The organism is uncultured Agitococcus sp., from assembly GCF_937920075.1.
Lineage (GTDB): Bacteria > Pseudomonadota > Gammaproteobacteria > Pseudomonadales > Moraxellaceae > Agitococcus.
Map to the genome: position 1 here is coordinate 1 of NZ_CALETI010000444.1, position 2235 is coordinate 2235.

Consider the following 2235-nt stretch of genomic DNA (forward strand, 5'->3'; position numbering starts at 1 on the left):
CCAGACTCCAATCAAAAAAACCCTTCTAGCAAACACTAGAAGGGTTTTTTACTTTAAAAAACAGAAAAATAATATGTTTTCTTAGGCTAAATTCTATTATATAAAATACAATTGTCTTTTTTGTGCTATATTTATAGACGTTATTGACTAATATAAAGATACTAAATTTATGATTTCTAGGTTTATTGCACGTGGTACTTTTGCTTTCACTGGTTGGACTTTTAATAATCAAATGCCAACGCATATCAAACAATGTGTAATGATTGCAGCTCCTCACACATCTAACTGGGATGCGCTTTATACTCGTTTAGCGTTTGTTTTGATGGGAATACCTGTCAAAATTACGATTAAAGATAGTTATATGCGTTTTCCTTATGGCCCGTTTATTCGGTATATGGGAGGAGTAGGTATAAATAGACGGCCTAAAAAAGATGGCGAAGCGCGGCCAAGTATGGTTCAGTTGATGGCGGATTTATTTAAAGCGCACCCAGATTTTGTTATGTTGGTAACACCTGAAGGAACCCGTTCTTTGCGAACAAAATGGAAAACGGGTTTTTATCATATTGCAGTCGCAGCGAATGTACCCATTGCTTTAGGGTATTTAGATTATAAGAAAAAAGAGGCTGGAGTAGGTAAAGTTGTTTATCCAAGTGGTGATATGAAAAAAGATATGTATGAAATCATGTCATTTTATAAAGACATTGCTGGTAAATACCCCGAAAAATTTAGTGTTGATTTGGATTATCATCACTAAAAATCAAGGCTCTGTTAAGATTAACAGAGCCGCCTGTTCACTGTATCATCAAAAAATTAAGTAACTTTTAATTTGGCAGCTAAAGTGCTCGCATTTTGTGCCACTAAGCCATAAATCGACAATTGTGGGTTTACTCCTAAACTGGTTGGAAAGACTGAGCCATCGAAAATAGACAGGTTTTCTAATTGATGATGACGGCCTTGGCTGTTAACCACGCCCATTTGCTCATTATCACTCATCATACAGCCTCCCATTAAATGGGCAGTGAAGACAGCTGTACGAAACTTTTTATAAGGTAGTTGTTCAATTTGGGTTTTGGCTGCTTGCCATGAGTTAACCCATGTTGCATCCAAATGAGCTGCACGCACTTTTTTTGCTCCTGCGGCAAATTGTGCCTCAGCCATACTCAAATACGCACGCTTTGCACCATCCCAAACAAAATCAGTGATATCGTAATCTAAAACGGGGTTTCCTTTGTCATCAATCGACACTTGACCACCTTGGCTTTGCTCCACAAAACCGTCACGCATTAAAGCTAACATGGCATTAGTGTGTGGTAATAAGGCCATTTCGTCTTTAAGCGTTTGCCCCCATGTACCAAAAATGCCACTGGCAATGGCAGGAAATACAGGCGGAACTTCGAGTTTATAGCCCATTTTACCTGTTGCACCATCTTTCCATTGAAAAAAGTCAGAGGCAATTGATTGTGGCGCGCCATGATAAGGATCAATTTTTTGTGGCATTTGAGCCAAAGTTAACACTACAGGATGAATACAGGTACGTTTGCCAACACGTTTATATGGGTCTGGGGTTTGTGAACGCAACAATAGGGCAGGGTTATTTAGTGCGCCGCCTGCAATAATATAATGTTTAGCTTTGATTTGAACTTCAATACCTGTGCGTTTATGAGTACTAGTATCTAAAGCCAAGCCTAATAAGCCTGTCACTTTATTGCCACTAAAGAAAATCTTTTCAATGCGTAAATGATGTATTAACTCTGCACCTTGACTCAAAGCCGTGGGAATAGTCGAAACTAACATTGACTGTTTAGCATTTACAGGACAACCTAAACCACAATAACCACTATTCCAACAGCCTTTAACATTACGTGGAATAACATGCCATTCCCAACCCAGTTTTTGGCAACCATCAGTTAATACTTGATTATTAGGATTGGCCGCCATTGCCCACGGTGCAATATTTAACCGTTGCTCCATTTTTTCAAACCACGGTTTCATCTCTTCGGCACTATGACCTTTAACTTGATGCACATCCGCCCAATGCTTTAGGGTTTCGTTAGGTGTTCTAAAGCTGGCTGTCCAGTTAACCACGGTTGTGCCGCCCACAGCTCGGCCTTGTAAAATAGCAATAGCACCATCACTACTCGCACGACCCGCACCTTCTTGATATAACTCTCGATAGGCGCGACTTTCATCTAAATCTTTAAAGTTAGCAGAAGTTTTTAAAGCACCTTCTTCAAT

Annotated in this window: 2 protein-coding genes; one reads left to right on the forward strand and one right to left on the reverse strand. The window is 39.5% G+C overall.

Annotated elements, in window-relative coordinates:
- Positions 1-232: 232 nt before the first annotated feature.
- A complete protein-coding gene (locus Q0212_RS14965) occupies positions 233-754 on the forward strand; it encodes a 1-acyl-sn-glycerol-3-phosphate acyltransferase (protein WP_297926991.1) in 522 nt (173 codons plus the stop codon).
- Positions 755-810: 56 nt separating this feature from the next.
- Here the strand turns inward: Q0212_RS14965 and Q0212_RS14970 are convergent.
- A partial coding sequence (locus Q0212_RS14970) for a GMC family oxidoreductase (protein ID WP_297926989.1) occupies positions 811-2235 on the reverse strand: 1425 nt, incomplete at its 5' end.

What these genes read in the sequence shown, in the direction of transcription:
- Q0212_RS14965 (WP_297926991.1), top strand. Translation starts at nt 233, where the DNA reads ATGCCAACGCATATCAAACAATGTGTAATGATTGCAGCTCCTCACACA.